At 59.5% G+C, this 22,631-nt stretch carries 23 protein-coding genes and 1 pseudogene; 13 read left to right on the top strand and 11 right to left on the bottom strand.

Going from position 1 to position 22,631, the window contains the following annotated elements; all coding sequences use genetic code 11:
- Positions 1 to 152 precede the first annotated feature (152 nt).
- Complete coding sequence (gene pepN, locus NKH04_RS24295) at positions 153 to 2,798, bottom strand: aminopeptidase N (protein WP_353045091.1); 2,646 nt, start codon at positions 2,796 to 2,798, stop codon at positions 153 to 155.
- A gap of 154 nt (positions 2,799 to 2,952) precedes the next feature.
- Between pepN and NKH04_RS24290 the strand changes: the two genes are divergently transcribed.
- Both NKH04_RS24290 and NKH04_RS24285 read left to right on the top strand, forming a co-directional pair.
- The gene (locus NKH04_RS24290) at positions 2,953 to 3,177 is read left to right on the top strand and encodes a hypothetical protein (protein ID WP_352616908.1); all 225 of its coding nucleotides are present in this window, start codon (positions 2,953 to 2,955) and stop codon (positions 3,175 to 3,177) included.
- Positions 3,174 to 4,151 carry a DMT family transporter gene (locus NKH04_RS24285; protein WP_502906045.1) on the top strand — a complete coding sequence of 326 codons (978 nt, stop codon included), beginning with the start codon at positions 3,174 to 3,176 and terminating at the stop codon, positions 4,149 to 4,151. Before NKH04_RS24290 ends, NKH04_RS24285 begins: the two co-directional genes overlap by 4 nt.
- Here the strand turns inward: NKH04_RS24285 and NKH04_RS24280 are convergent.
- From NKH04_RS24280 to NKH04_RS24270, 3 genes and pseudogenes are all read right to left on the bottom strand, one after another.
- Positions 4,152 to 4,966, bottom strand: a pseudogene (locus NKH04_RS24280) (helix-turn-helix domain-containing protein).
- A gap of 105 nt (positions 4,967 to 5,071) precedes the next feature.
- Positions 5,072 to 5,953, bottom strand: coding sequence for a uracil-DNA glycosylase (locus NKH04_RS24275; RefSeq protein ID WP_352501793.1), 882 nt, complete (start codon positions 5,951 to 5,953; stop codon positions 5,072 to 5,074).
- Between the two features lie 37 nt (positions 5,954 to 5,990).
- Positions 5,991 to 6,635, bottom strand: a complete 645-nt coding sequence (locus tag NKH04_RS24270; protein WP_352501794.1) for a hypothetical protein — start codon at positions 6,633 to 6,635, stop codon at positions 5,991 to 5,993.
- Between NKH04_RS24270 and NKH04_RS24265 the strand changes: the two genes are divergently transcribed.
- The 3 genes from NKH04_RS24265 to NKH04_RS24255 all read left to right on the top strand — a co-directional run bounded on the left by NKH04_RS24265 (position 6,586) and on the right by NKH04_RS24255 (position 9,261).
- The gene (locus NKH04_RS24265; protein ID WP_198023574.1) at positions 6,586 to 6,768 is read left to right on the top strand and encodes a hypothetical protein; all 183 of its coding nucleotides are present in this window, start codon (positions 6,586 to 6,588) and stop codon (positions 6,766 to 6,768) included. The genes NKH04_RS24270 and NKH04_RS24265 overlap by 50 nt on opposite strands.
- Positions 6,769 to 6,873: 105 nt before the next feature.
- On the top strand, positions 6,874 to 8,553 hold the full coding sequence (locus NKH04_RS24260) for an electron transfer flavoprotein-ubiquinone oxidoreductase (protein WP_353045090.1): 1,680 nt from the start codon (positions 6,874 to 6,876) through the stop codon (positions 8,551 to 8,553).
- A gap of 111 nt (positions 8,554 to 8,664) precedes the next feature.
- Entirely contained in the window at positions 8,665 to 9,261 is a 597-nt protein-coding gene (locus tag NKH04_RS24255; protein ID WP_352501795.1) for a DUF922 domain-containing protein, read from the top strand.
- A gap of 30 nt (positions 9,262 to 9,291) precedes the next feature.
- On the opposite strand, the gene NKH04_RS24250 is transcribed toward NKH04_RS24255, so the two are convergent.
- The 4 genes from NKH04_RS24250 to NKH04_RS24235 all read right to left on the bottom strand — a co-directional run bounded on the left by NKH04_RS24250 (position 9,292) and on the right by NKH04_RS24235 (position 12,381).
- Complete coding sequence (locus NKH04_RS24250) at positions 9,292 to 10,329, bottom strand: endonuclease/exonuclease/phosphatase family protein (RefSeq protein ID WP_353045089.1); 1,038 nt, start codon at positions 10,327 to 10,329, stop codon at positions 9,292 to 9,294.
- Between the two features lie 80 nt (positions 10,330 to 10,409).
- Positions 10,410 to 11,912, bottom strand: coding sequence for an AMP nucleosidase (locus tag NKH04_RS24245; protein WP_352922587.1), 1,503 nt, complete (start codon positions 11,910 to 11,912; stop codon positions 10,410 to 10,412).
- Positions 11,913 to 11,992: 80 nt separating this feature from the next.
- Complete coding sequence (locus NKH04_RS24240; protein WP_352454349.1) at positions 11,993 to 12,187, bottom strand: hypothetical protein; 195 nt, start codon at positions 12,185 to 12,187, stop codon at positions 11,993 to 11,995.
- Between the two features lie 41 nt (positions 12,188 to 12,228).
- A complete protein-coding gene (locus tag NKH04_RS24235; protein WP_023677802.1) occupies positions 12,229 to 12,381 on the bottom strand; it encodes a hypothetical protein in 153 nt (50 codons plus the stop codon).
- A 679-nt stretch (positions 12,382 to 13,060) separates the two neighbouring features.
- Between NKH04_RS24235 and NKH04_RS24230 the strand changes: the two genes are divergently transcribed.
- The 6 genes from NKH04_RS24230 (at position 13,061) to NKH04_RS24205 (ending at position 18,238) form a co-directional block, all read left to right on the top strand.
- Positions 13,061 to 13,339: a hypothetical protein gene (locus NKH04_RS24230; RefSeq protein WP_353045088.1), complete on the top strand. Its 279-nt coding sequence runs from the start codon at positions 13,061 to 13,063 to the stop codon at positions 13,337 to 13,339.
- Between the two features lie 727 nt (positions 13,340 to 14,066).
- Positions 14,067 to 14,879 carry a hypothetical protein gene (locus tag NKH04_RS24225; protein WP_353045087.1) on the top strand — a complete coding sequence of 271 codons (813 nt, stop codon included), beginning with the start codon at positions 14,067 to 14,069 and terminating at the stop codon, positions 14,877 to 14,879.
- Between the two features lie 239 nt (positions 14,880 to 15,118).
- Positions 15,119 to 15,337, top strand: a complete 219-nt coding sequence (locus tag NKH04_RS24220; RefSeq protein WP_502913447.1) for a hypothetical protein — start codon at positions 15,119 to 15,121, stop codon at positions 15,335 to 15,337.
- A gap of 113 nt (positions 15,338 to 15,450) precedes the next feature.
- Entirely contained in the window at positions 15,451 to 16,236 is a 786-nt protein-coding gene (locus NKH04_RS24215) for an HNH endonuclease signature motif containing protein (protein WP_353045086.1), read from the top strand.
- Positions 16,237 to 16,241: 5 nt separating this feature from the next.
- A complete protein-coding gene (locus NKH04_RS24210; protein WP_353045085.1) occupies positions 16,242 to 16,487 on the top strand; it encodes a hypothetical protein in 246 nt (81 codons plus the stop codon).
- A 56-nt stretch (positions 16,488 to 16,543) separates the two neighbouring features.
- Positions 16,544 to 18,238, top strand: coding sequence for a DUF2326 domain-containing protein (locus NKH04_RS24205; protein WP_353045084.1), 1,695 nt, complete (start codon positions 16,544 to 16,546; stop codon positions 18,236 to 18,238).
- A gap of 64 nt (positions 18,239 to 18,302) precedes the next feature.
- Here NKH04_RS24205 and NKH04_RS24200 read toward each other — a convergent pair whose 3' ends face one another.
- Positions 18,303 to 18,809 (bottom strand): hypothetical protein, encoded by a 507-nt coding sequence (locus NKH04_RS24200; RefSeq protein ID WP_353045083.1) that lies wholly within the window; start codon positions 18,807 to 18,809, stop codon positions 18,303 to 18,305.
- A 103-nt stretch (positions 18,810 to 18,912) separates the two neighbouring features.
- On the opposite strand from NKH04_RS24200, the gene ligD reads away from it, so the two are divergent.
- Both ligD and NKH04_RS24190 read left to right on the top strand, forming a co-directional pair.
- Positions 18,913 to 20,691 carry a DNA ligase D gene (gene ligD / locus NKH04_RS24195; protein ID WP_353045082.1) on the top strand — a complete coding sequence of 593 codons (1,779 nt, stop codon included), beginning with the start codon at positions 18,913 to 18,915 and terminating at the stop codon, positions 20,689 to 20,691.
- A gap of 80 nt (positions 20,692 to 20,771) precedes the next feature.
- Positions 20,772 to 21,122, top strand: a complete 351-nt coding sequence (locus NKH04_RS24190; protein WP_353045081.1) for a hypothetical protein — start codon at positions 20,772 to 20,774, stop codon at positions 21,120 to 21,122.
- Between the two features lie 118 nt (positions 21,123 to 21,240).
- On the opposite strand, the gene NKH04_RS24185 is transcribed toward NKH04_RS24190, so the two are convergent.
- Both NKH04_RS24185 and NKH04_RS24180 read right to left on the bottom strand, forming a co-directional pair.
- Positions 21,241 to 21,783, bottom strand: a complete 543-nt coding sequence (locus tag NKH04_RS24185) for a cell division protein ZapB (protein WP_353045080.1) — start codon at positions 21,781 to 21,783, stop codon at positions 21,241 to 21,243.
- Positions 21,784 to 21,871: 88 nt separating this feature from the next.
- Positions 21,872 to 22,621: a hypothetical protein gene (locus NKH04_RS24180; protein WP_353045079.1), complete on the bottom strand. Its 750-nt coding sequence runs from the start codon at positions 22,619 to 22,621 to the stop codon at positions 21,872 to 21,874.
- Positions 22,622 to 22,631 lie beyond the last annotated feature (10 nt).

The raw sequence follows: 22,631 nt of genomic DNA, 5'->3' as shown, positions 1-22,631 counted from the left end.
ATCCGGCAACGCCGCACTTCCGAATCGTCACTAAAGAATCAAAGGTGATTCGCCTTGTCCAGAGGCGCGGCGAAAAAAGATTAAAAATCGACTAAAATAACGGGGTTTTCGGGGGGCTTCCCTTTTTCCCACAAGGGGACAACGGAGGTCGCTTACGCCAGGGTGCGCTCGACGATGTCTCGCAAATCGGCCGACAGCTTCTCGGTATTGGCGATCGAAAGCAACGCCTCCCTTGCCTTGGCCTGCCGCACCGGTTCGAGCGAGCGCCACGACCTGAGCGCCGTCGCCAGCCTGGCGGCCACCTGCGGGTTGCGTTTTTCGACCTGCAGCACCGTTTCGACGAAAAGCCGGTAGCCTTGGCCGTCGGCGCGATGGAAGCCGGTCTGGTTGGCGCTGGAAAACGTGCCGATGAGTGCCCGTACCCGGTTCGGGTTGGCCATCGAGAACGCAGGGTGGCCGGTCAAGGCGCGCACCGCGTCGACGGTTTGCGGGCCGGGCACGCTGGCCTGGGTCTGGAACCATTTGTCCATGACCAGCGCATCGGTTGCATATTTCGCCTCGAAATCCGCCAGCGCCTTGGTCGCCTCCGGTGAGCCATGGTGACGGTGCGCAAGCACGGTCAACGCCGCGGCCCGGTCGGTCATGTTGGTCGCCGATTGGAAGTGCCCGGCAGTGAGTTCCGCACCTCCCGGCAGCAAGGAGAGATAGTCCAGCAGGACATTGCGCAGCGCCCGCCGCCCGGCACTGGCCGCGTCCGGGCTGAACGGACCAGTGTCGGCAAGCCGATCGTAAAATTTGGAGAATATCTCGCGGTTGGCCTCGGCGATTGCAACCGCCAGCGCCTCGCGCGCCGCGAAAATGGCGTCGGGGTCGATGTTCTTGCCGATGTCGCGGGCGATATCGGCCTCGCCGGGCAGCGCCAGCGCCAGTGCCCGATAGGCGGGTTCGAGCGCTTCGTCGCCGGCTGTCTTGCCGGCAAGCCCGGTCAGCCGGGCGCTGAACTCGGGTTGCTTGTGGTCCAGGATCTGGCGGAAGGCTGCAATCAGCGCATCGGTCAAAAGCGAGTTGAACGACTGCCAGCGCGAGAAGGCGTCGCTGTCGTGGCCAGCCAGAAAAAACTGGTCGTCGGGCCGCTGCTCGACCGAAAGTGTCACCGGCGCCGAAAAGCCGCGGTTGAGCGACATGGCTGGACGCTCGGCAATCCCGGAAAACCTGACGACATGGCGGCGTTTGCGGATATGGATGACACCGTCCTCGACGTTCGCCCCTTCGGCGCCGCTGTGGGCTATCGCCTCGCCACCGGCGCCAACCAGGCCGAAGGCAAGCGGAATGTGCATCAGCCGCTTGCGGCTTTCCGACGGCGTTGGCGGCACCGACTGCTCGATTTCGAGCGTGAATTCCCGCGCTGCCGGATTATACGCCGAACTGACGGTCAGGTTCGGCGTACCGGCCTGATGATACCACAGCGAAAACTGCGACAGGTCGCGACCCGAGACGTCTTCGAACACTTTGATGAAGTCTTCGATCGTCGCCGCCTGGCCGTCGTGACGTTCGAAGTAGAGGTCCATGCCGGCGCGGAACGTCTCGGCGCCGAGGATGGTATGGATCATGCGCACGACTTCCGAGCCTTTTTCGTAGACCGTCGCCGTGTAGAAATTGTTGATCTCGCGGTAGCGGCGAGGCCGGACCGGATGCGCCAGCGGCCCTTGGTCCTCGGGAAACTGATGGGCGCGCAGCGTACGAACCTCGGCGATGCGCTTGACGGCGCGCGAGCGCTGATCGGCGGAGAATTCGTGGTCGCGGAAAACCGTCAGGCCTTCCTTCAGGCAAAGCTGGAACCAGTCGCGGCAAGTGATTCTGTTACCTGTCCAATTGTGGAAATACTCATGGGCAATGATGGCCTCGATATTGGCGAAATCGGCGTCGGTCGCGGTTTCCTGGTCGGCCAGCACATATTTGTCGTTGAAGATGTTGAGACCCTTGTTCTCCATTGCGCCCATATTGAAGTCGGACACGGCGACGATGTTGAAGACATCGAGGTCGTATTCGCGGCCGAATGCCTCCTCGTCCCATTTCATCGACCGTTTCAAAGCGTCCATGGCATAGCCGGCGAGCCTCTCCTTGCCCGGTTCGACATAGATTCCGAGCTCGACCCTGCGGCCAGACAGGGTGACAAAACTGTCCGAGATCTTGCCGAGGTCGCCCGCCACCAGCGCAAACAAATAGGACGGCTTGGGGAAGGGGTCGTGCCAGACCGCATAGTGCCAGCCGCCGGCAAGCTCGCCGCTGCCGGCCGGGTTGCCGTTGGACAAAAGCAGCGGCGCCTCATTGCGCTCAGCTTCGATACGCACCGTATAGACCGACAGGATGTCGGGACGGTCGAGGAAATAAGTGATGCGGCGAAAGCCTTCGGCCTCGCATTGCGTGCAATAGACGTCGCTCGAGCGATAGAGGCCCATCAGCGCTTCGTTCTGCGCCGGCGCCAACACGGTTTCAATTCTCAGCTGGAAGCGCCTTGTCGCAGGGGGGCTGATGATTGTCAGTTGATCGGGCGTGACGAGAAAATCCGCAGGGCTCGACTCCTGGCCGTCGATGGCGATGCCGCGGAGCGTCAGCCCGTCGCCATCCAGCACCAGTGGCACCGACGCCGCAATCCCGTCGCGGCGTTCGACCGTCAGCACGGCGGTCACATGCGTTGCTTCAGGCGAAAGGCGGAAAGTCAGGCTGGTTTCCGGAATGAGATAATCACTGGGGCGATAGTCTTCGAGCTTGAAGACCTGGCCGGTATCTGTGCGCATTCCTTGATTTTTCCTGTCGATCCGGGTGCGGCGGGCGGGTCCGCTGGTCCAAATAATTTGAAGTCTGCGCTCTTTACACGAAACGCTCCCTCGACAAAACTGCAGCGACGTCTATTTCAGGCGATCATTTCCCAAGCATCATCGCGAGGCTTCCATGACCGTCGTCACGCCGAAATTCGGAACGAGCGCCTCTGTGTTGCGTCGCGAGGATGTGGCCTTCATCAAGGGCGCGCGGGAGGCGGGTACGATCGGGTCGACGCCTGCCGCGCTCAATGCGGTGACCGACGCGCACTACCGCACCTACGGCATCAGGCATATCGACATGCCGGCAACGCCGGCGTGCATCTGGGCGGCGATCGAGGAAGCAAGAGGGGCGTGACAGCCAGACCGGATTTGCCAGTGCTTGCAGTTGGCGACCTTGCCGGCGAGCACAGCACGCTGACCGGAATCTTGCTCAAGATCGTATCGGTGGCGGTCTTCGTCGGCATGTCGTCCTGCATCAAGGCGGCAGGCACCGTCCCGGCGGGCCAGATCGTCTTCTTCCGCTCCTTCTTTGCCATTTTTCCGATCATCGCCTTCCTCGCCTTCCAGGGAAAACTCGGAACCGCCTTTTCGACAAAGCGCCCGCTCAACCACATTGCGCGCGGCGTCGTCGGTGTCTGTGCCATGGGGCTCGGCTTCTTCGCGCTGACGCGGCTGCCGCTGCCGGAGGCGATCACACTGAACTACGCGCAGCCGCTGCTGGTCGTGGTGTTCAGTTCGATCTTCCTCGGCGAAGCCATCCGCATCTATCGCTGGAGTGCGGTTGCCGTCGGCCTGGTCGGGGTGCTGATCATCTCGTGGCCGGAACTGACGCTGCTCAGTTCGGGCGCTGCCCTTGGCGATCAGGAGGTGCTTGGCGTCATCGCCGCCCTGATAGCCGCGGCGATCTCGGCCATCGCCATGCTCCTGGTTCGCAACCTCGTCCAGAGCGAGCGGACGGCGACCATCGTGCTGTGGTTTTCGGTAACCGCGAGCGTCATGGCGCTGCTTTCGCTGCCATTCGGCTGGCAGGCGCTGACGCCAGCACAGGCGGGGCTTCTGATTGCCGCGGGTTTTTGCGGCGGGCTTGGCCAGATTCTGATGACCTCGGCCTATCGCCATGCCGAGGCTTCCGTCGTAGCACCTTTCGAATACACTTCGATGATCCTCGGCGTCGTCGTCGGCTATCTGGTCTTTGGCGATATCGCCACGATCAACATGCTGATCGGCGGCATGATCGTGGTTGCGGCGGGGATTTTCATCATCTGGCGCGAGCGCCAGCTGGGTCTCGAACGCACCCGCACCCGCAAGGCCGTCGCGCCGGAAGGGTGATCAGCCCGCTGCGTCGGTCCGCTCTTTCGCCAGCCGCATCAGCACCGCCCGCGTCTGCTCGTCGGCGGGGAAAAAAGATTCGATCGCCAGCTCCGCCAGCGTCACGTCGAGCGGCGTGCCGAACACGGTGATGGTGCTGATGAACGACAGCACCGCGTCGCCATGGGCAAGCTTGAGCGGATGGACAATCGCGTTCGGTTCGACCGGCGCCGGCCGGCTGCTTTTAAGGCCGGACGGATAGGCCCGAAGCTCGCGCTCGAGCTCGACCAGAACCGGATCGGCGGCAGCGTCGTTCTGGCGCTTCAGCCGCTCCAGAAGATGCGTCCGCCATTCCGCAAGGTTGACGATGCGCGGCGCGATGCCGCCGGGATGCAGGCTGAGGCGCAAACGTTGACCGGCGGCTTCAGCAGGGAGGCGTCGGCGACATTGGCGAGGAACGGGCCGATGGCGGCGTTCGCCGACACCAGGTTCCAATGCCGGTCGACGGCAAGCGCCGGGAACGGCTCGTGCGCCTTGAGCACGGTCTCGACCGCCGCCATCGCCGGTGCCATCGAGGCATCGTCAAGTGGTCGTTCGCTGAAGCTCGGGGCAAAGCCGGCGGCCAGCAGCAGCTGGTTGCGCTGCCTGAGCGGGATCGAAAGCTGCTCCGCCAGATGCAGCACCATGTCACGCGAGGGTGCGGCGCGGCCGCTTTCAACGAAACTCAGATGCCGCTGCGAGATCTCGGCCTCCATGGCGAGGTCGAGCTGGCTCATGCGCCGGCGTGTACGCCATTCGCGAATGAGACTGCCGGCGGAAATCTGGGCTGCTGTCATAACGAGATGACTAGGCCGGCAGTGGGCGCATTTCAATTACCTGCGAGATCATGATGCCGCCCTTCCTTCCTCGCAAGGGGAGGACGGAAGACGCGTTCTGCACCGTTACCCAAGTGCCCGCAACTTCGCCTTCACTTCGAGGAAATCCCGCCACGCCAGCTTCTTGTGCGCAGGCGTTCTCAACAAATAGGCCGGATGCAGGGTCGGCATGGCGGGAATGGCGACGCCAGACGGGGTCGTGTGGACGCGCCAGTTGCCGCGCAGCCGCAATATGCCTTCGGAGGTGTTGAGCAGGGTCTTTGCCGACGGGCCGCCGAGATTGACCAGCACCTTCGGATTGACCAGTTCGATCTGCCGCTCGATGAACGGCCGGCAGATCTCGGTCTCGTGCGGCGTCGGCGTGCGGTTGCCCGGCGGCCGCCAGGGAATCACGTTGGCGATGTAGGCAGATGTCCGGTCAAGACCGATCGCGGCCAGCATGCGGTCGAGCAACCGGCCCGAGCGGCCGACGAACGGTAAGCCCTCTATGTCCTCGTCGCGGCCCGGCGCTTCGCCGACCAGCATCACCGCGGCAGTCGGATTGCCGTCGGCGAACACCAGGTTCTTGGCGGTGAATTTAAGATTGCAGCCGTCGAATGCCGCCATGTGCTGGCGAAGCTCGTCGAGGTTTGCCGCCGATCTCGCCAGTTGCCGCGCCAATGCCGCCTGCGCCTCGTCGGGCACCGTTGACATGGCCGGGGACGTTCGCACTGCCGGTGCCGTATTCGGTCTCTCGCCCATTTCGCCGCGCGACACGCTCGTCGAGCGATGAGGCGATGCATTTTCACCGGCCGGCAGAGCGGCCGCCGCAGGCACCCGCTCCGGCGGCCTGGCTTCTGCAAACCTGTTTACCGGCTGTTCTTCAAGTGCCTCGTCGACGCCGGCGCTGGCGTAGAAGGCCAGCAGCTCGGCGAGATCGGCTCGGCTAGTGTGGGGGGCGGCAGTCATGGTTTCACATTCGGCCGCGGAGCTTGAATTTGCAAGTTCAGCTCGACGGTATGCGCGGATCCTGCACCAGATAGAACGTCCAGCGCGGCGTGTAGTCGGTGATCAGGAAATAGAAGCTGGCGGTCTTCAGCGGATCGATCTTGCCGTTCTTGAACAGCAGGCGGTCATACGGTTCGAAATTGCGGTCGAAATCGGCGTAGCTGCTCGACCAGATATTTTCGGGCGTTTTGTTGCGCTGGTCGAACGACAGGCCGTCGCCGAACACGCTCGGCTGGTCGAGGATCTCCTGGAGTTCGAACTGGAACTCGACCCAGGCTTGGCCGCTATTGTTGAGCACGTCGATGCGCATATACATCAGACCATTGGCGAAGTCTCCCGCCTTGCCGAACGGCTGGATCGGCCTTGTCGTGCGAATGGCCAGCGTTACCGGCGTCGCTGAATTCAGCTCTTCGGTGATGACCAGCGGATCCTCTTTCGTGCCGATGCCGGAAGCCCCGGTGATGCGGAAACCGCCGCGCTCGTCGGAAAAGGAATAGGCGCCGGTCGCCCAGACCAGTTGCTGCTCGGCACGGGCATCGAAGGCCGTCAGTGGCAGAAGCGCCAAGAGCGTCGCACGGCAAAACCGGCCGGGCGTGAAAAAAAAGCGCGTCGATGAAAAGCCAGCCGGCCCGAATATGCGCATGGCGGGAAGTATGGCCGATAAGCAAGCCGTCGAACAATTAAAAACATCAGTGCGACATATCTGTGCAAACGGAATAGGATTGAAGATTGATGCTCGTCACCGCGAATCTGTGCGGCAGGACGCGACTTTTTGACGAAATCGGTATTGTCACGTCCGCGCCGGTTTCCCGTCGCTATTTGATGCGCTATGCAGCGCGTGAGCCAGCAAGATGCCGGAATTGCGAGCCAGTGAGGGATCGATGAGCGATATCGAACGCGAAAGCATGGAATTCGACGTGGTCATCGTCGGCGCCGGCCCGGCCGGCCTCGCCGCCGCGATCCGTCTCAAGCAGGTCAATCCCGAGCTTTCCGTCGTCGTGCTGGAAAAGGGCGGCGAAGTCGGCGCGCACATCCTGTCCGGCGCCGTCGTCGATCCGATCGGCATCGACCGGCTGCTGCCCGGCTGGCGCGAAGAGGAGGGTCATCCCTTCAGGACACCGGTCACCGACGACCATTTCCTGGTTCTCGGCCCCGCCGGTTCGTTCCGTCTGCCCAATATCCTGATGCCGCCGCTGATGAACAATCACGGCAACTATATCGTCTCGCTCGGCAATGTCTGCCGCTGGCTGGCGACCAAGGCCGAGGCGCTGGGCGTCGAGATCTATCCGGGCTTTGCCGCGGTCGGCCTGCTCTACAACGAGGCCGGTGCGGTCACTGGCGTCGTCACCGGCGACATGGGCGTCGAGAAGGACGGCACGCACGGTCCGGGCTTTGCGCCGGGCATGGCGCTGATGGGCAAATATGTCTTGATCGGCGAGGGCGCGCGCGGCTCGCTGGCCAAGCAACTGATCGCCAAACACCACCTTTCCGACGGTCGTGAGCCCGGAAAATACGGCATCGGCCTCAAGGAACTCTGGCAGATCAAACCGGAAAACCACCGGCCGGGCCTTGTCCAGCATTCCTTCGGCTGGCCGCTCGATTTGAAGACCGGCGGCGGCTCCTTCCTCTACCATCTCGAGGACAACCAGGTGGCAGTCGGCTTCGTCGTTCACCTGAACTACAAGAACCCCTATCTGTCGCCCTTTGACGAGTTTCAGCGCTTCAAGACCCATCCGGCGATCCGCGGCACCTTCGAGGGTGCCAAGCGGCTGGGCTATGGTGCCCGCGCCATCACCGAAGGCGGCTGGCAGTCGGTGCCGAAACTGTCCTTCCCTGGCGGTGCGCTGATCGGCTGCGCGGCGGGCTTCGTCAACGTGCCGCGCATCAAGGGCTCGCACAATGCCGTGCTCTCCGGAATGCTGGCGGCCGAGCATGTCTGTGATGCGATAGCCGCCGGCCGCACCAATGACGAGCTGGCCTCCTACGAGGCCGCCTGGCGCGCCACCGATATCGGCAAGGACCTGAAGAAAGTGCGCAACGTCAAGCCGCTATGGTCGCGCTTCGGCACCATTGTCGGCGTCGGGCTTGGCGGCCTCGACATGTGGCTGAACACGCTGTTCGGCTTCTCGCCCTTCGGCACGATGAAGCACGGCAGGGCCGACTATGCCACGCTGGAACCGGCCGCCGCGCACCAGAAGATCGCCTACCCGAAGCCGGACGGGGTGCTGACCTTCGACCGGCTGTCGTCGGTGTTCCTGTCCAACACCAACCACGAGGAGAACGAGCCGGTGCATCTGCTCGTCGCCGACATGGACCTGCAGAAGCGCTCTGAGCATGGCGTCTATGCGGGACCCTCGACGCGTTACTGCCCGGCCAGCGTCTACGAATGGGTCGACAAGGATGGCAATGCCGCCGCAGATCCTGCGGCCAAGGATGTGCGCTTCGTCATCAACGCGCAGAACTGCGTGCACTGCAAGACTTGCGATATCAAGGACCCGAACCAGAACATAAATTGGGTGCCGCCACAGGGCGGCGAGGGCCCGGTCTACCAGAACATGTAAGTCACAAGGTTTGCTCCGGACTAAACAAGATGAGGAGCAGCGCAACCGTAGGATTGTTGAATAAACTGCCTGCCTGTGTTTCCTTTCTGCGGCGACAGGGAGGAAGGAAAAATGCGCCTGGCAGTTCTGACGAGCGTTGTGGCGATCGGGGCATTGTGCGCCCCTGCAGCCTTGGCCGGCACTAAGGTGCTGGTCAAGACACGAACTTACAACATTGCCGGAACCACCGGCGCGGCCCTGATCGAGGCCATGGATCGCAGTGGGCCGAAGCACGGCTTCATGACCCACGCCATCGCGCAGACCGGCTACAGCGTCGATGATTGGACCTTCGACGCCCAACGGGAAAACGGCGTCTGCCGCCTGCGCCAGGCCAACGGGACGCTCAATCTCTTCTATACCTATCCCAAACTAGTCTCAGCCACGTCGCCTGCGCTGCAGAAGCGCTGGAAGCGGTTCTTCGCTGGCGTGCGCGCCCATGAAGAGACCCATGGCCGCATCGCCAGACAGATGATGCGGGCCACCGAAAAGTCGGTTCGAGGGCTGACAGTCGGTGATGACCCGCACTGTTTCGAGGCACGTCGCGAGGCAAAGCGCCGGATCAATGCCATCTATGCCGAATACGAGGCAAAGCAGATCGCCTTCGATGCGCACGAGCATCGCGACGGCGGCCCTGTCGAGCACCTCATCCGCGCTTTTGTGGGCCAGTAATAAGCCAGGTCGAGATTGGACTGCGGATTTTCAGCTTCGCGTCCCGCCAGGCAGCGCCGCAAGCGCGGTCGCCGTCTGGTGCTCGTCGAGCGGCTTTTGTTGATCCGACCGAAGCGAAAACTCCACCAGCACCGGCACATGGTCTGAGCCGGTGTCCTCAAGGGTCGACGCCGAATGGATAACAATGGCGCCCTTGCTGAAAACCTCGTCGATCGGCAGTCCGGCGAAGCGCAGGAAATCCGGCAGCCTTCTGTAGAGCCAGGTCGGCCCGACCGACGGCATTACAGTCAGCTTGCCAAGCGATGCGACGCGCCGGACGGCGGCGCTCCATGGCGCTGCGTTGCAGTCGCCTGCCAGGATCGACGTCTCGCCAAGCGAGGCGATTTCGTCAGACAACCCTCCAATCTGCCGTGATTGGTTGTGCGGCCATGGCCAGGTGAGGTGGATGGCGGCGACATCGACGTCGGTTCCGCCGAAATCGACCGTGGCGATCGCCATCGCGCCGCGGCTGTCGCAGTGCGGCTCCGTGCCTATGGCAAACGGTCGTCTGGACAGCAGCGCAACGCCGAACACGCCATTGGGATATGGGCAGAGGATCCGGTGGGGATAGGCGCCGGATAGCAGCCCAAGCTTTGCCTTCCACATCTCGGACACCTCGTCGAGGGTGATCACATCAGGCTGGGTCCGGCCGATCAGCGACAGCACCTTCTCAGGCGTTGGATTGTTGAACCTGAGGTTCATCTGCAGCAGGCGGTAGACTGGCTCGTCACCGGGTTTGGCTTCGTAGGCGGCCTGCACCTGCCATAGCCGCGAAAGCGGCAAGGCATTCGGCGTGGTAGCAAAGGAGGCTATCGCAAACAGCAATGCGGCCGCGGCCTGCAGGCGAAACGAGGTGGCGAGCAGCGGCAGCGCGCAAAGCGCCATCAGCACCGAAAAATGGACGCGGAAATGAGCAAAGGAATCGAGGGCCGGATGCAGCGATCCGAAGAACCCGGCCACCAGCGCGGCCGAGAGTGCAAGCATTGCGACGAATGCCAGCGCAACCGTCATGTCCCGAATACGTGCCATCGCTTTGTCTATCGGCAGAAGTGCGGCTCAATCAAGATGACGAAATGTCCTGACCTGGACAGACACATGCGATTCGGCATTTACTGGAAGGCAGTTTCCGAAAAGCTCCTGAGTTTGCGCGAATGCAGTCGGTCCATCGGCATTTCAGCCAGCTTCTCCATCGCCCTGATGCCGATGGTCAGGTGCTGCGCTACTTGCCGCTTGTAGAACTCGGTCGCCATGCCCGGCAACTTCAATTCGCCATGCAGCGGCTTGTCGGATACGCAAAGCAGCGTGCCATAGGGCACCCGGAAGCGGAAGCCGTTGGCGGCGATCGTCGCCGATTCCATGTCGAGCGCGATCGCCCGCGACTGCGACAGCCGCTGGACCGGCCCGCGCTGGTCGCGCAGCTCCCAATTGCGGTTGTCGATAGTGGCGACGGTGCCAGTGCGCATGATGCGCTTGAGATCATATCCGGAAAGCCCGGTGACCTCGGCGACCGCTTCCTGCAGAGCCACCTGGATTTCGGCTAGCGGCGGGATCGGCACCCAGACCGGAAGATCGTCGTCGAGGACATGGTCTTCTCGTACATAGGCATGGGCCAGCACATAATCCCCGAGCGCCTGCGTGTTGCGCAGGCCGGCGCAATGGCCGAGCATCACCCAGGCATGCGGCCGGAGCACCGCGATATGGTCGGTGATCGTCTTGGCGTTGGAAGGCCCAACGCCGATATTGACCATGGTGATGCCGCCATGATTCGGCTTCTTCAGATGATAGGCCGGCATCTGCGGCAGGCGAGGCGGCGCGGCACCCTCACCGGGCGCGCCGTCCCCTGCTTTGGTCACGATGTTGCCCGGCTCGACGAACTCGACATATCCATCACCGCCATTGGCCATCAATTCGCGTGCACGGGCGACGAATTCGTCAATATAGAATTGGTAGTTGGTGAACAGCACGAAGTTCTGGAAATGCTGGGGGCTGGTCGCCGTATAGTGCGACATCCGGTGCAGCGAATAATCGATGCGTTGCGCGGTGAACGGCGCCAGCGGCCGTGCCTCGCCCAATGCCACTTCGAACGTGCCGTTGGCGATCTGGTCGTCGGTGCCGTCGAGATCCGGCACGTCGAACAGGTCACGGATCGGCCGTTTGATGCGTTCGGCAGCAGCGCCGTCGACATGGGTGCCTTCGAGGAAGGCGAAATGCAGCGGGATGGGAGTGGTCGATTCCGAAACCGTGACGGGAACGCCGTGGTTGCGCATGATCAGCCGAAGCTGTTCGGTGAGGTAGCTTTCGAAAAGAGCAGGCTGGGTGACGGTGGTTGAGAAATGCCCCGGCGTCGGCATGTGGCCATAGGCCTGCCGCGAGTCGATTTGCGTGAAGGAACTCGTGGTGACGCCGATCTCCGGATAGAAAGCCCGGTAGCGTTTGTTGTTGTCGCCGCCCGCGGCGAGCGCGGCAAACGAATCGCGCAGGAACTTGGTGTTGCGGTCGTAAAGCACCTGTAGGGCGGCGACGGCCTTCTTGGCGTCGTTGAAGCTCTGCCGGCCAAACGGCTCCGGCGTGACCACCGATTCAATGGCTTGGGGATAGATTCGCTTTTCCATGACCCAATATAGAGAGTTGGACGCGCGGTTGGGAGGGGGTAAGGCGGCCTCAATACGCGCTGTCGGCGTTTTTCGGTCTGCTAACCGCGCTGCAGGCTAACCAGCAGCACAAAGCCGAGGCCTGACTTCCTCAACGCAGGCGCCTCGATCGTCGAGCCGGCATTGGTGCGCATCGTCGGCACGGCCAGTACCGGTACCGAAAGAACAGTCAGGATGAGCGCCGCGCGCGGCAGCAGCCGAAGCGTCTTGAGGGTGTTGGCGGCGAGGCGGTTCATTGGCGTTTTGCTTTTCTCTAAAGGTTCAGCTCTTTGTCGTTTCAGTGGTGAAGATGGTTCAAGCAACCGAGTCGGCAGGAACTGGCGACGTCCCAGGAGCGGGACGGCCGGCCGGCTTCGGCGACAAGGACGGCGAACAACATGCCGAACAGACTCATCAGCAGGCAGACGATGGTGAAGCGGCGGGCAAGCATTGCGCGGTGTCTCCTTCAACACGCATGACAATGCCTTGCCCCGGCTGAACCGGCTCTGATCCCGGCGTTCATCTGCGGTTCAAAAATGGTTGATGATCTCTGAGAGGGTCCGCTGTGAGTGCAGCGACCCATGGCGACACCATGGCTGCGAGACCGATAACATGAAAACGGGGCCGACTGGCCCCGCTCACCCCGGCAGGAACGGCACGATCAGAGCTTGTGCCAGACTTGGCTTTTGTTTTACGGAATGCGAGGGACGCATAGCTCTGGTGCGGCGTTTGTTCTCTCTTTGTACATCCCGTGGAGCGGATGAAGGGCATCGGTGTCGACTGGAAGCCCATAAATGCTGGGTTTGCTGCGGTTCTCCTCCTACCGCTCGTGCCATTTCTCGTACCGTTGAGGGGCCCCCAGGGGGGACTGTAGCTACCTGTATGTATGGAAATACAGATGCAAACTTTTTGCTGAAATGTCCAAACCGCGATGGCGCGCCGCGAACAAAGGCGCTGAGTCGCCTTTGGCCAGAGAAGCATCAACAGGATGCGAACTGATAATGAAAAGCGCTTGACACCAACAAAAAATGGGAAGCAGCTACTTAAGCATCTGCTAAAGCAGCTACTTAAGCGCTGTGGACTTTTGGTCGCCTACTTCATCCGCGACATCCGATCCCGGAGAGCCAACAATGAGCAGTTCAATTGCGACTTTTGCCCTCCTTATGACAGTGTGGGGGACAGCACCGGGGGCCAACTTCATTGGTCAGGCGTTTGCAGAGGATACGATAGAGAAAGGTGCGCCGATCAAATGCGAGCCTGACGTACAGCATGAAACGCGAAACGTTGCGATCTGCGGCTTCAATGACGCTTCGGCACCAAAGCCCGCAACCTATAAGTGTTACAACTTCTATAGCTATGTTGATAAAAAATGCGAGAGAAAATGCATATTTGAATGGTGCGAGGACTAGAATGCAATGCTCGGCCGCTTGATCTACATCGGTCTTCTCTTTGCGCTCGTTAGCGCGGGGCTGTCTGCCCAGGTGCGAGGTGTGGCCTCACAAGAAGGCACCCCGGCCCTGCCAGAGAGAAAGTGCGAAGGGACAGAATGCAAGAGCGAAAGCTCGGAACAAAGCGACAGTTCAATCGACCATAGCGCAAAAGAATTCTGCATTTCTGGATGCACAACACGTCTTATTGCGTGTAGTAATATCAACCAAGATCAAGAAACATGTAACATACAAGCGCATATGTGCATGGAGGGCTGCAAATGATATCGCAGCTAGATTGGCCATTAGAAATTTCAAGGTGGTGCAAATGCTGCCGCGATAAGTGTTACAACTTCTATAGCTATGTTGCTAAAAAATGCGAGAGAAAATGCATATTTGAATGGTGCGAGGACTAGAATGCAATGCTCGGCCGCTTGATCTACATCGGTCTTCTCTTTGCGCTCGTTAGCGCGGGACTGTCTGCCCAGGTGCGAGGTGTGGCCTCACAAGAAGGCACCCCGGCCTTGCCAGAGAGAAAGTGCGAAGGAGCAGAGTGTAAGAGCGGAAGCTCAGAAGGAAGTAAAAATTCCGCAACACAAAGTGCAAAGCAAGCCTGTATTTCCGGATGCACAACACTTTTTGTTGCGTGTACTAATCCAGATCAAGAAAAGTGCAACATACAAGCGCATATGTGCATGGAGGGCTGCAAATGATCTCGCAGCTAGAGGCGCTATTAGAGATTTTTACGAGGAGCAGACACTGGCGCGCTACGATCAGCGGAATAGGAATAGTGGGATATGCGCTGACCTTTACTTTATCCGGAGCCTCTTTTGCATCCACGAACGATGAGTGGGCATGGCTCGTCTTCTATAGTCGCGATACGGCTGAGGAGGCAGAAAGCCTGGCGTCGCAGCTGCGGGCCAACGTCCCAAATGTGCATGTCTGGCGGGCCAAGAGCGGAGTGTACGCAGTTGCTCTCGGCCCCGGCTCACTGGAAGCCGTACGCGACCTTCGGAAGACTTACTTGGGGGACGGCACCGTACCGTCGGATTCATATGTCTCCCACGGCGATTGCTGCGTTGAGCGGGTTGATGTCGCTTCCACCACGCAACAATCGGGGGATAGCGCTGGCAATACCCCACCCGCCGCTAATGAAGGCAAATCATCTGACACGTCGGCACCAATCAAAGTTGTTCTGTCCTGCCGCGTGACGAAGACTATCATGGGCACCGTTAGCGGAAAACCTGCTAATCAATGGGTAAAGGAGACATTGGTATTTTCATTGAGCCCCATGAAGCGAATTGCATCAATGTCTAATTCTGACTATGATCTCACAGTTTCTGATGATGAATATGCCATAGTAAGAAATATGCCAGAGCTCAAAGAGCAATTTAATATCGACAGAACGACTGGGTCTATATCAGGAATAGGATTTGCTAAGGACGACAAACGGCCAGATTTATTTGATTTTATGCTCCAATGGGATGGACAATGTTCTAGTATTGAAGACAAGAAATTGTGATGTGTTTTGATCAGAGTTGGCGATGTCAGAGACGGCGACGCGGTCACGGGAACTACACTGCGTTTCGCTTGGAAATGCCTGTACAGCGAACATCTTCAGTCGCGCGCGCTGCGTTCAGGGCCTGATCCCGAAAATCCGGGCGAGTTTGGCGTCGAGCATCGCTGCAGTTCCATCACGAGCTTCGTAGAGCCTAGCCCCTTAGGGAGCGACAGGGGACCAGAGACTGGCATTCAGAGGAATTGCTGGTTCGCTTTGAGCGAGGATCGCCCGCTGTTCTTTGGCAGGGGGTGCGCAAGGTCAGGACGGTCCCCGGGGATTACGAAGTCTTCGGCTTCATGCCTCCCGCTGAAAGCCCTCGTCAGACGATCCACGAGAAGGCGATGCCGGTGATCCTGATCCTGACCACTCAAGAAGAAAACGGAAACATGGCTTACTGCACCGTGGTCCGAGATTCTTAATCTGCCCGAGCGCTGCACCGGTATTTGCCACCGTATGCATGCTATAGACCTGTTGGGGAAATCGCAGCAGGCGATTCTGGGCAGCTGCAGCGTTTTGGGAGCGACAAACTGCAATGGCGGATACCTCTGTTGCTTCATCAAAGACGTTGAAGCGCAAATACAGCGGAAAGACACTCAAGGTGCTTTTCGCTCTTTCGGGCAACAAGTGCGCCCGGCCTGGCTGTAACAATCCAATTATCAAGGCCGCGACCGGGCAATCGATGGAACTTGTCGTTGGCCAGATCGCGCACATTATCGCCTTAAGCGACGAAGGCCCGCGCGGAAAGGTCGGCCTAACCGACATGGAGCTCAATGAACCTTCAAACCTGATACTGCTTTGCCCGACGGACCATGTGATTGTCGACGGCCAGCATGAGACCTTTCCGGCATCGCGGCTTCGCGACTGGAAACTGGCACATGAACGCAAATACGGAGAACAACTCTCGTCATCGATAAGCGACATCGGTTACGCCGAACTCGAAGTGGCGGCAAGAAGCCTGCTGTCAAGTGGCTATCATTCGTCGGGGACGCTGGTAACAATCCCACCACAGGCAAAAATCGAAAAGAACCACTTGGGTCCCACATCTGTGATGCTATTGACTATGGGGTCTGCAAAATCCCGTGAGGTATCGGAACTCCTAGTCAATGCTGCCCAACTTAATCCGGATTTTCCACAGCTGCTCCGTACAGGTTTCGTAGCCCGCTATGACCAAGCAAGGCTGGTCGGACTGACCGGAGACAATTTATTCAACGAAATGTATGAGTGGGCGGCCGGGGTCACGGGCGACAAGAATCGCGAGGCCGCTGGCCTGTGTATTCTTTCGCACTTGTTTTTGATCTGCGACGTTTTCGAGAAGTAGTTTCGATGTCATCGTTGCCAAGCAAATACGTGCCGATAGAATTTTCCATCCTTGGAGTCGCGGCGCGCTTGGTTGACGAGATCGGACCCACTGAAACCGTATCGTCACTTTGGGACCGCGTCCGACAGTTTGCGGAAGTCAGAACGTTTGACCGGTACGCCGAAGCGCTTACCTTGCTTTTCGCTGGCGGCCTGATCTCGATGGAAAAAGGAATCCTTCGCCGCACCTCGCCGTCGGGGTTGTCCCGTTGATAGTCAGAGTGTGGTCGAATCTTGCGACATTTCGCGAGGCATCGTTCGATTCTGCCATGAACGTAGTTCTGGCCGACCGTGGCAAGGATTCCGATGAAAACGAGAGCACAAATGGTCTCGGCAAAACGACGCTTCTGCGGATAGTCCAATTCTGCCTGGGGAGCGACATCGCCCGTGATCGAGTCCTGACTCACCCAGACCTTGCCAATACGACTTTCGGGATTGACCTAGTCATTGATGGCGAGACCTTGTCGGTTCGTCGAAATACGACTAGCGCAGATGTCATTTATGCAAGCGGAGATTTTGTCCAAAGCGCCGGGCTGGAACGAGATGTCGAACCCGACGGCTTTGCAGCCATTGACCTCGACATTTTTCGCAATTCGCTTTCAAGGCTCCTCCTTGACAGCAAAGGCGACGCATTCACCAAAGCATTTCCGTCGTTTCGGGATTTGTCGTACTATTTTATCCGCATCGGGAAAGACGCCTACGTTGATCCCCAGACCGCCTACAGAAATCAATCTGGCCCTTCCAAACGAATATCCGTCAGCTACCTTCTCGATCTGAATTGGCCTGTTCAACGCGAGCTTCAAGAACTGACTAAGGCTCGGACGAGTGTGCAGTCTGCGTTAACGGCGCTTGGAGATGCGGCTGATGCAAGCGGTGATAGGTCAATTGGCGACCTAGAAGCCGAGCGCGTCGTATTGGAGAAAATGCTGAAAGAGCGGCAGGGAGAGGTTGAGAACTTCAATCTCCGCAGCGACTATCACGACCTCGAATCTAAGCTATTCGAGGTCGACCGGACCCTGCACGAATTGGTGAATGCGAACTATTCTGACCGCAGATTGCTCAAGTATTATGAAGATAGCGCAAGCGAAGCACCATTGTTCGACGCCGCCGCGCCAATTTCCATTCTTATGGATGCGGGAGCCATTTTCAAAACAGAAGCGCTGCGGTCCTTGGAAGATGTCTCCCTCTTTCACAAGCAGCTTTATCAAAATCGCACTCAATTTCTTGCTGATGAAATTCGTCGCCTCAGGGCGCAGGTGAACTCGCGCAACGCTCTGATTGCCGACGAGACGAAGCAAAAATCTTCCGTGATGCGTGTACTCTCGTCCAGCGGGGCGTTGGAGACACTGATTGAGATACAACGCAAATCGACGGAAATCGGGGCAAGTCTCGAAGCCCTTAAGGCCCGCATCGATGAACGCAAACGTTTCGACCGCCGCAAAGACCAGCTAACCGCTGAAATTGCTGCCAGCCGTTCTTTGCTAAAACGCGACCTCGAAGACCGCCGAGAAGGCATAGATGAAGCCATCGTGCTATTTGCTGAGTACAGCGCGTTCCTATACGGAGTGGCGGGAAAGCTCGGGGTGGACGTATCCAACTCTGGCTACCGCTTTACCTTCACGATAGACCGGCAGGGGAGCGACGGCGTTGATCAGATGGTCGTCTTCTGTTTCGATCTGGTGGTTGCAACCCTACGCGCGCGACGTGGTGCGCGCTTCTTGTCGCTTGTCCATGACAGCACACTTTTTGCCGATGTTGATCCACGGCAGTATGGATTGGCGTTACAGCTGGCGGCCAAGACATCCGCCTCCGAGGGATTCCAGTACATTTGCTGTCTGAATGCGGGCGCTTTGCCGACGGCACAGTTGGGCGAATTGACCCTTGAGGACTATGTGCGTCTGCGTCTCACTGACGATAATGAAGCCGGACGTTTACTTGGCCGCCGTCTCGCTCCCCGAGAGTGAAGACGGCCCGGTGTCGACGGCATCTCGCTTGCGAAGTGCCCTGTGAGCTGCCTTTTGGATTGGCTCAATTCTCATCCCGCCAGATTACCCGCCGGACTATCCGTATCTCGGCAAGCCGCCTAACCCGAATAATCTGGCGTTCTCGCGCCGACGGGTTCTGCGTTTCGACGTGCATAAACTCGTTCTTGCCGCAGCGTTCGCAACTCATTTTGCTCCCCACTTGCTCGGCCTCAACGTCTCCAAAGATTTCCCAAAGGTCGCTCGGCTGGGACCAGCGCTTGACGTTGCAGAGCCCGCACTGAACGACCACAAGCTGCCCAACCTCGTGAGCATTGCTGAGCGTCCATGCGCTGCCTCGCTTTCGTCGTCCACCGGTATCAGGCATGGCCCAAAATAGGAGCCCATTCCTCTCACCGTTAATTCGCGCTTGAGATTTTTGTTCCGTTTTTGTCCACGGTGGATGGAAGTGTTTGGAGACATTGCGATGGACCACATAGTGACGCTGGATAGCCGTCAACAGGTCGCCCTCCAGGCCGTCGCAGACAAGTTCATTGCCCAGCAATTCCCTCAACCACGCCCGGTTCGAGCAGGATCGGCCCCTACTCCTCCGGCCAGCCCTGTTGGGGAACCTATTCAATGGCCGCAAGGTTTGGGTGGGAAGTCAGGAGTGTGCCATGAGTTCCAAAGCTGGGGATGGCCAGCTATCTTTCATTGAGTTTCAGTCGCCCACGCTGGTCGCGAACGCGCCCGAGGGCAGCGAATGGCTTCACGAGATCAAGTACGACGGCTACCGCACCGAGCTGATCATTGAGGGCGGCAAAGCGCGGGCCTTCACGCGCCGTGGCTACGACTGGTCTGATCGATACCGACGAATTGTTCAAGCAGCTGCGGGCTTGCCGGTGAAGGCGGCGATCATCGACGGAGAGGCTGTCGTTCTCGGCGATACCGGCCTGCCGGATTACCAAGGCCTGGAACGGGAGTTGGGCAATCCGAACTCGGCAAGGCTCATCTTTTATGCATTCGACCTGCTGCACCTCAACGGGCGCGATCTCCGGCAGATGCCCTTGATCAAGCGCAAGGCCGCACTACAGAAGGTGCTGAAGGACACGGCCCCGACGCTGACCTATGCCGAGCATCTGGAGGTGAGCGGCACGGACGTGTTTGAACATGCCTGCCGAATGGGATTGGAGGGCATTGTCTCCAAGCGCATCGATGCCACCTACCGCTCAGGGGTCCAGACCAGTTGGCTCAAGGTGAAGTGCATCAAGAGCGACACCTTCCCCATTGTCGCTTTCGTGGAAAAGCTCGGCGCTCACCCGCGCCGTATCGCATCGCTTTACATTGGCCTTCGCGAGGGCGACCGACTTCTCTATGCCGGGAAGGCTCGCAGCGGCTATACGTTGAGCGCTGCGCAACTTGTTCGAGAGCGGCTTGACCCGCTGATCATCAACAAGTCGCCTCTGTCAGAGCCCATTGTGAAACCCAAGGCAACTTGGGTGAGACCGGACGTTCTGGCCGAAGTGCAATTCTCCGGCGTCACTGATCGCGGCGTACTGCGCGAGGCAGTATTCAAGGGCCTGCGAGAAGACCTCGTGCCGATCCCGGCCAAGCCTCCAGCCCCATCTAAGCCGCGTGGGCCAGCCCGGGAACATGGTGTTCCCAGCGAGAACATCCTGCAACTGCTGCCCGACGCAGTCTCGCCCTCCAAGGAGGAGCTTGCGCGCTACTGGCAGAGGGTTGCCGATCACGCACTCGTCCATCTCGGCCACCGACCGCTGAAACTGGTCCGCCATGCTCTCGGAGCAACCTTCTACCACAAAGGCGCGCTGCCGAAGATCCCCCCCTCCGTGCATCAGCTGCGCGTTCAGAAGCGTGAGGGTGGCGAAGGTGTGCGCGTGTGGGTGGACGACCTTGCCGGCTTGCTGGGGCTGGTCGAGATGGATGCGGTAGAGCTGCACCCCTGGAATGCCACCGTTGATGACATCGAGCATGCCGACCGCATCGTTCTGGACCTTGATCCGGGCGAGGGGGTCGAGTGGGATGAGGTCATCGAGACCGCGCTGGCGCTTCGCGACATCATGGAAGCGGAAGGTCTGCAGAGCTGGCCGAAGGTGACGGGCGGCAAGGGCATTCACTTGATGGCCCCACTTGAGACGAAGATCACGCACGACAATGCCCGGCTCCTTGCCCGATCGTTCGCCAAGCGCCTCGCTGAAGCTCATCCCGATCGCTATCTGCTCTCCTCTGCACCGTCAGCCCGAAAGGGCCGCATCTTCATCGATTACCTTCGCAATGGGCGCGGTAACACGGCAGTCGGCGCCTTCTCCCCACGAGCGCGACCCGGCTTCCCAATCGCCCATCCCGTGACGTGGGGCCAGGTCGAGCGGGGTATCCGCGCTGACGCTTTCACCATGAACCAACCACTCAGGGCCGCTGTCCGAAAGGCGGCGTGAACTGGGCGGGACTGAGCGGCTCACGCCAGCCCGTCAGGTGGGCAGAATTGTTTCGATAGCGGAGGCTTCCCGCTTACCGAATGTTCGCGAAGATGCTGGTTTTATTGTGTTTTATTATGTGCAATGTGAGTATCGGCAATCAAGCCAATCTATGGAAAGCCGACACCATGACCAATTTCAAGATCGTATTTTTTGGAAAACAGGGCCAGACCATCGAGCAGCGCGTCGTCGCGTGCGAAAGTCATTGGGAGGCATGTCGGTGGGGGTGGAAGCACATGCCATCGAAGGCACACGACTTCCACGCCGAGGAGGCGTCATTCGAGGAGCAACTTAAAACCTCTGAAGCAGAGGAAAACGAGACCATCCTGAAGGCATTCCACATCCTCAGGAAGCGGGCTGGACTGACGCGAGCATTACCCCGCAAACAATGAAGGGCCCCATTCCTTCAGACGAGACGCATCGGCACCCAGAGAAACCGCGCTCCCTCCCACCATCTCCAAACGAATGTGAGATACGAAGTAGGGTGCAGGGAGCGCGGCAACTGGGTGTCTATTTTTCGGCGGCGGCGATCTCCAAAGCGGTCTTGAGTTCCGACAGATCGCTGTCAGCCAGGGCGTCGGCGTTGTCCGTCACGTCCACCTCAGGACCACTCAGCGACGGGAAGAAAGACGCGAGTTCCGTCTGGGTCACCTTGGGTGCGCCTGCGGTCAGGCTGCGCTGCGGCTTGGTGTCGGGGGTGTAGGGCTTACCCGTAGCGGGATCGTGGGTGCCCTTCTGAATACCAAGCTGCACCTCTGCCAATTCCATGCGGCCAGCAAGGTCGGCAGCTGCGGTAATCTCGGCATGGCCGGGCCTGTCTGCGCCGTGGGAGCGCGTCCGAACATCAACCTTGCGGATGGCCTCGCGGACCAGCTGGAGAGCCTCGCGTTCCTGCTTAAGCTGGCGCTCAAGTTCCTGACGTTGAGTGACCAGCGAGGCGTTCTCCTCAGTCAGCCGGGAGACCTCGTCCTTGAGCTTGCCGATTTCGGTGGAGTTGTCGAGGGTATCGAGTTGAGCGAGGAGTTCCTCGCGGGTCATTGGTTTCTTTGCCATTTGTGGCTGTCCTTTGTCAGATGGTTGAAGTGATAGCGATCACGCAGATCGAAGCGAGGTAGATGGTGATAGCGAGGTTCAGCATGGGTCAGCCATCGACATCCGGCAGGGATTGCCACCAGAGGGAATAGGCGTTTGCCAATCGGGTAGGGTCCAGTCGACCAGTCACCACGTCTGAGACGATGCGACGGGCCAAGCTGTCGTCGGTGCGGGTTGCCGCATAGACTAGCGAGTTCCAGCGTTCTCCACCGATCTGTTCGGATGCAATGGGGGTCGCTTCCATCACTGTCGTTTCGAGCAGGTTGGTGGCTGTCACCTCGTCCAAGCCGGTGGCCTCAGAGAGACGGGCGATGGTGTCGTTAAAGTCCCCCGTTTCGACCATTGTTTCCACCCCGCCCACGAAGGCTTCATCCGTGAAGCACTCGGCAATGTCGTTTAGGGTTTCGGACAGGGCGAGTGCAGGGTCGTTACCGTCGACCTCCAACTTCAGCTGGAGAGCCTCGAGGTCCTCGTCGGACATTTCGTCAACGTCGACGTGTTCAAGCGGATCGTCGCCAGCCGGGATTGCTCGATGGTCAAGTGCGGCCTCGTTGGTTGCGTAGGCGTTCGAGGGGGCACTGGGGATGCCCTGCGGTCCAGTCAAGCCAAGCTGTTCGGCAATATCAGCATCAACATAGGTGTTGAGACCGGCGACAAACACCTTGCCATCTGGGGCGGGACCGGCAGCGGAGCCGCTCGCGTAGTTGGGGTTGCTCGTGGGCGACCAACCGGACCTCTCGTCCATAGGGTTGGGCATACGCATCGTTTCGGCGGCGGTGGGGTCGTAGTATTTGGACATAGTGTGATTT

Source organism: Mesorhizobium sp. M1365, from assembly GCF_040317865.1.
Classification (GTDB): domain Bacteria; phylum Pseudomonadota; class Alphaproteobacteria; order Rhizobiales; family Rhizobiaceae; genus Mesorhizobium.
This window is presented reverse-complemented; position numbering and strand designations above follow the sequence as displayed.